General features: G+C 56.8%; 7 protein-coding genes. All 7 read right to left on the reverse strand.

Going from position 1 to position 5982, the window contains the following annotated elements:
* Window positions 1–1121: NADH-dependent flavin oxidoreductase (locus ACOWVD_RS25210; RefSeq protein ID WP_421105928.1), on the reverse strand; the 1121-nt coding region annotated here is incomplete at its 3' end.
* Between the two features lie 50 nt (window positions 1122–1171).
* The gene (locus ACOWVD_RS25215) at window positions 1172–1822 is read right to left on the reverse strand and encodes a flavodoxin family protein (protein WP_421105929.1); all 651 of its coding nucleotides are present in this window, start codon (window positions 1820–1822) and stop codon (window positions 1172–1174) included.
* A gap of 20 nt (window positions 1823–1842) precedes the next feature.
* A complete protein-coding gene (locus ACOWVD_RS25220) occupies window positions 1843–2676 on the reverse strand; it encodes an SDR family NAD(P)-dependent oxidoreductase (RefSeq protein ID WP_421105930.1) in 834 nt (277 codons plus the stop codon).
* A gap of 64 nt (window positions 2677–2740) precedes the next feature.
* Window positions 2741–3469, reverse strand: a complete 729-nt coding sequence (locus ACOWVD_RS25225; RefSeq protein ID WP_421105931.1) for an SDR family oxidoreductase — start codon at window positions 3467–3469, stop codon at window positions 2741–2743.
* 42 nt (window positions 3470–3511) lie between these two features.
* On the reverse strand, window positions 3512–4147 hold the full coding sequence (locus tag ACOWVD_RS25230; RefSeq protein WP_421105932.1) for an SDR family oxidoreductase: 636 nt from the start codon (window positions 4145–4147) through the stop codon (window positions 3512–3514).
* Window positions 4148–4162: 15 nt separating this feature from the next.
* On the reverse strand, window positions 4163–5098 hold the full coding sequence (locus ACOWVD_RS25235) for an alpha/beta hydrolase (protein ID WP_421105933.1): 936 nt from the start codon (window positions 5096–5098) through the stop codon (window positions 4163–4165).
* On the reverse strand, window positions 5098–5982 hold an 885-nt coding region (locus tag ACOWVD_RS25240; protein ID WP_421105934.1), incomplete at its 5' end, for an alpha/beta hydrolase. The genes ACOWVD_RS25235 and ACOWVD_RS25240, both read right to left, overlap by 1 nt.

Below are 5982 nucleotides of genomic sequence, written 5' to 3' on the forward strand. Positions count from 1 at the left end.
GGGAACCAGCCTGGGGTATTTTGAATCGCTTGCCACAGTTTATGTGGGATCTGTAATTCATCCGGATCTTGCGACAAATTGAGTTTGACGTTCATGCTTCCTTCATGACCTGATTGTACTCTCTCCACCCATTGGGGATTCATAACCATCGCGCGTCCCAAAGCGACCATGGACAATCCGGCATCCAGCGCTTGCCGTGCCACGTCCGACGACGTGATTTTTCCGGCGGCCAGTATCGGYAAACGGCCGTTATTCWGCTCAATGAACCTTGCCAGCGTACYCTTTTCATCMTCGTCATCCCGAGGGGTGTCCGTCAGTACATGGTGCAGCGAGATGTGCAAATAATCGATAAGCGCCTCTTCCGTCAATTGGTTCGCCAACGCCAGAGAATCATCTATACGCAGTCCCTTTTCGCCGGATTCTTCCGGAGACAACCGATACCCCAATAAGAAAGGCTGYGTAGCAWGGCGTYCGATAACTCGCCGAACTTCGCGCGCCACTTCCAAGGGGAAACGCATGCGATTCTCCAGCGAACCGCCCCATTCATCCGTGCGCTGATTGAAATACGGGGAGAAAAAGTTTTGGAGCAGGAAACCATGSGCGCCATGCAATTCCACGCCATCGAACCCCGCCTCAATCGCRCGGCGAGTGGCTTCGCCAAAATCGCGGATCACAGTCAGAATTTCRTCATGGCTTAACGCGCGGCCGGCTTTTTTGCCATCGTTAAACGGGCCTGCCGGTGCGGCTAGCGCACTGGCGCYAACGAGSTCGCCATCGGGGATCAAGGCCGGAACGGCTTTATTTCCCGCGTGAAAGAGTTGCAGGATCGCCGGCGCGCCGCCGCTTTTAGCGGCATCCGCCAGCCGTTTCAGGCTCGGRATAAAGCGATCGTCATAGGCCGCGAACTCATGAGTAAACCCGATGCCATTTCGCTGTACATGGGAACAGCCTGTCAGCACCAACCCAACACCGKTCGCGCGTGCCCGATAATAGGCTAACTCCGCATCWGARATAGTTTCATCATCATTGGCTGACCAGGTGGTCATTGGGGCCATCACGATGCGATTACGCATCTCAAGRCCGTTTTTAAATAAAAATGGCTGCATTAATGGATCTTTCATAAYTCTCTCAGCATTTAACATTTTGATCTAAAATMAAAAATCATAAAMAATCACTTCGCCAGCGGGGTTCCCAGCCAGCGWTCATCGATAAATTGCAGCATCTGTTCCGGTGTGATTTGCTGCGTCATTCGCCCTCGCAGCACCGTGCGATGCTCGAAAGTTAMTGCTCCCCGTGCAAGCACCTGGGCTTTAAAACGCGCGATATGCTCGTCCGARAAGTGGCTGTTGTGGGTATTAAACAGGATGACCCGTTTACCGCTGAAATCGCTGTTCTCAATAAAAGCCCAAAYCGGCGGCGCCGGRCTGTATAGCCAGATCGGCGAGCCCAACCAGAGGGTGTCAAACGGCGTCAAGTCAATCTTGGCCGGCGTTATCTCGGGCAACGCATCCTGCCGCTCTTTCAGCAAAGTGGCGTCTTTCAGCGCATACGCCAGCCCYGGCAAGCCAGGGGCATAGTTCGGYGCATCAAGCCTGAAGAGCTGTGCATCCAGGCGGTGAGCGATATGGCGAGCGGCCAGCGCCGTATTCCCTGAACGAGAAAAATAAACGACGGCGGTACGCGATGCGTTTTCTYCTGAATGCGCATGAGGCTCTATCTTGGCYAACTGGGCGGCTTGTCGATTTTCAATCAGCGTGACAGAGGCCAATACGCCCAAAATRGCCAGCAAAACGACCGTCAAACCGATGAGGGTTCCATACATAGGTAAGCGCCTTGATGCCATTAAGCAAAATCGGTCGTCTTGCTGAGCGCCTCAAACTCCCACGTTTCTKCRATGCGGGACTGCAASGTCGGCATGACGAAATCGATAGCATCATTACCGATTAATAGCTGGCGCGGAGGCGTGTCCATTTCCACCAACCGGCAAATCACCTGCGCAAGTTTGGCAGGATCGCCCTGTTGCTGACCATCGGCGGATGCCAGTAGCTCGCGCGCGCTGCCAAAAGCGGCATAATCGGCAATGCTTCTTTCCCCGTACCGGGCAGAACTGTCATTGAGRAATTCGGTGCGGAAAAAGCCGGGCTCAACGGCGGTGACGGTAATTCCAAGAGGCGCGACCTCATCRGCCAACGCCAGGGTCATRCCTTCCACGGCAAACTTCGACGCGGAATAAAATGTGGCGTTCGCGACGGCTTTYACGCCGGCGATGGAAGAGGTGTTGATAATGCGCCCGYYCCGCTGGCGCCGCATCACCGGCAGCACCGCGCGCAATACATTGGCCATGCCGAAAACGTTGGTTGAAAATTGCTGCTCTATCTGTTCGGCTGTCGCTTCTTCAAAACGCCCCAACAGACAGAACCCGGCATTATTCACTAATACATCAATGCGGCCAAAACGGCTCACGGCCGCATCTGCAGCAGCCAGCGCCTGATGTTCATCACGAACATCAAGCTCCAGCAGCTCAATCTTTTCCGCTGCAACATCGCTGAATGTCCGGCGCAATTTTTCCCTATCCCGCCCCGTTGCRACCACACARTCTCCCTGTTGCAACGCAGCCCTGACAATATGGGCRCCCATRCCGCGCGCGGCGCCGGTGACAAACCAAATGCGATTCATATCTGTWCACCTTAATCGGTTTAAAAACTCGTACTGCCTCATYGCAGTACGAGGTRTCGAGGCACTAAAGCGTCAATTGCAAACTAGGGCGTATCACGATGTCATCGAGTAATACGCCGGGCGGTTGAGCAAATGAATAGACCAATGCACGAGCCACATCATCCGGCATGAGAGCCTGAATGGCATCACGACGTTCGCGCATCATGTCCGCAGAAACATTGTGTCCCCATTCCGTATGCACCGCCCCCGGATGAATCAATGACACGCGTATCCCTGCTTCAGCCAGCTCCTGCCGCAAGCCGTCACAGAACCCCCTGACKGCAAATTTGGTGGCGCAATACACGGCCCAGTTAGGCGCRCTGCTTTTCCCCCCGACGCTGGATACCGTGGAGATCATTGCGCCGGGGCGATTTTTCATCAGAGGGATAGCTTCGTAGGAACAGTTCAACACGCCGTACATATTCGCGTTGATCTGCTCCTGCCARCCCTCGGGKGAGCTCTCCTCGAACCGRCCGAAAATCCCCATGCCCGCGTTGTTGAAAAGCAGATCCACACCGCCGAAGCGGCTCTTCACCYYATTAAAAAGTGACCGGACCTGAGCTAAATCAGCAACGTCAGCGTCAAAGGCGACGGCGSCYCCGCCCAGTTCGGCAGCCAGRCTTYCGATTCGCTCTTTGCGTCTTGCTACCAGCACGACCGAAACGCCTTCCGCAACCAATCGGCGGGCGGCAGCTTCACCAATACCGCTTGAAGCCCCGGTGATAACAGCGACTTTGCCGCTGAGACTGTTCATCTCCATCGTCCTGCCTCTATAGAAAAATTTTATGGCGGGTGTTTACATAAAATACGGCTTGTCACCGTCAGTGCCCGGCTGGTTGACGCCGATGTTYTCACCCAGATGTTTTTTCGGTTGCTCGATGATGTCGGCAAYTAAAGCGGCGACGCTCTTGCGCGATACGATSGTTCCTTTGAACGGCGCATCGCGGGCGGTAAGCTCATAGTCAACCAGGTCTTCATCCGTTAACCAGGCCGGGCGCAGAATGGTGTAGTCCAGCCCGGAGGCTTCAATCGCGTCAGCCGCCCGACGAAATGGCTTGAGGGGCTCACCGATGATCGCGTTGTTCCATTCACCGAATTTTCCCGGGACCTCATCATAAATCCCCAGCGAAAGAACGAAGATCAGGCGTTTGACGCCGCTGGCCTGCATGGCGGCAATCACCGCCTCAGCCTGCACATCCAGATCCTCTCCCGTCAGGTTGGCATACACCAGATCCTGGCCCTGCATCGCTTGTTCCAATGCGGACGGGTTCAACACATCGCCGATAAGGATCCGGCCGTTGGCCGGGCGCGACCGGATTTTTTCCGGCTGGCGAGCGAACAACGTTTGCACAAGCGACYGTTCATCCGCCAATCKGTCGATAACATGRCGGGCGATTTGGCCGCCGGCGCCAAGGATCAATACATTYTTCATGGTGTTCTCCATCGGTTATTCACCCAGGTGCGCGGCYAAAAACGGCAGCACCTTGTCCATCGCTGCGCGAACGGCTTCCGGTTTGTCATACAGCTCGTAATGTGAAAAGTCYGCTAACGAGACCAGCTCGCGATGCGCTGAAGCCGTTGCGCGCCCATAGACTTCCATGCCATCGCGATAGGCGCCRAAGGCACCGACTTTCTCGCCCACCACCACCATCACCGGCTGAGTCAGCAGCACCTCGGTAAAGGCGAAGGCATCCCAGGCCAGCGTTTTTTGCGCATGCGAGAACAACATGCGCGTCGCGCCACCCGGCTGTTGACCGCGCGCGGTCTTGTAATAGTCTGTCGCTTCGAAAAYGTCGCGTTCGGTGAGCCCATGGGCCGTTGCCTCTTGAGGACTGGCGGGCAGCAGTTCATTGACCTGAAGCTCTCCRCCCCGCGCTTCCYGGGTGCGCTGCGCAGCCATCGCGCTCAGCGCGCCCAGCGGATCGTAGCCGCTGAAGCCTTCGCGGAAGAGTCGCCCAATATTAACGCCGGTGATGCTCACCACGGCTTTGATGCGTTTCTCTGTCAGCGTGGCATTGACGGCATAACCGCCGCCGCCGCAAATGCCCAGCACGCCGATACGCTCCGCATCGACATACGGCAAGGTGACGGCATAGTCGATGACGCGGCTGATGTCTTCCACCCGCTGGGTCGGATCTTCTATCCAGCGCGGCSCCCCGCCCGACTCCCCCTGAAAACTGGCGTCATAGGCGATAACGACGTACCCYTGCTCCGCCAACGCCTTACCGTAAACATTGCCGGAGGTTTGTTCCTTGCARCTGCCGAAAGGATGGACGCTGACCACYGTCGGGTAGCGCTTGGATTCATCGAACCCCGGCGGCAGCTGAATGTGGGCGGCGATGTGCCAGGCCATATCGGCGTTTTGGATGCGRAYATTTTTCATTACAGCGTCTCSTCAAAGAACGGCGCCAGGACGGAAACGGCTTCGGCGACATAGGCTTTRCCGTCATACAATTCCATATGATTCGCGCCTTCGACGATGTGGTAACGCTTGTCGCTGCTCGCGGCGCGGTCGTATAAATCGTCACTCATCCATTTACTGCCCGCCACGCTGCCCGCCACGATCTGCATCGGCTGGGTCAGATACACTTCGGCCATATGGTAGGCGTCGTAGGTAATGATCTGGTTGAGGCTGCGCAGCGTCGCATAGCCGGGCGCCGTCGGATATTGCGCGCGCGGGGTGTGGTAATACTCCCAGGCCTGGCGCAGCTCTTCGTTCGGCGCATCGGATTCTTTCATCGGCGCCAGCGGCATGGTGGCATGTTCACCGCTGCTGATATCGCCGGTGCGGGCGTTGGAGCCCGCCTCTACATACGGCAGCGCATCAATGGACTTCACATTGTTTTCCCACCCGTTGCGGAACATCGAGCCGATATTGACGGCGCTGACGGTGCCGATGGCCTTGATGCGGCGATCCTGGATCGCAGCGTTGGCGGTATAGCCCGCGCCGGCGCAAATGCCCATCGCGCCTATGCGCTCGTTGTCGACATAAGGCAGCGTGGTCAGGTAATCAATCACCGCGCTGACGTCTTCGGTGCGGATATAAGGGTTTTCCAACTGACGGGGTTCGCCGCCGCTTTCCCCCTGATAAGAGGCATCGTAAGCCACGGTCACAAATCCCTGCTCCGCCAGTTTTGCGGCATAGGTGCCGGCGGTTTGCTCTTTCACGCCGCCCCCCGGGTGAGAAACGACGATGGCCGGATACTGACGGCCCGCGTCGAAGGCCGGCGGGAAGTAGAGCACTGCGGAAAGATCGATGGTTGGGTT

It is taken from the genome of Serratia sp. SA088 (assembly GCF_049065515.1).
Classification (GTDB): domain Bacteria; phylum Pseudomonadota; class Gammaproteobacteria; order Enterobacterales; family Enterobacteriaceae; genus Serratia; species Serratia nematodiphila.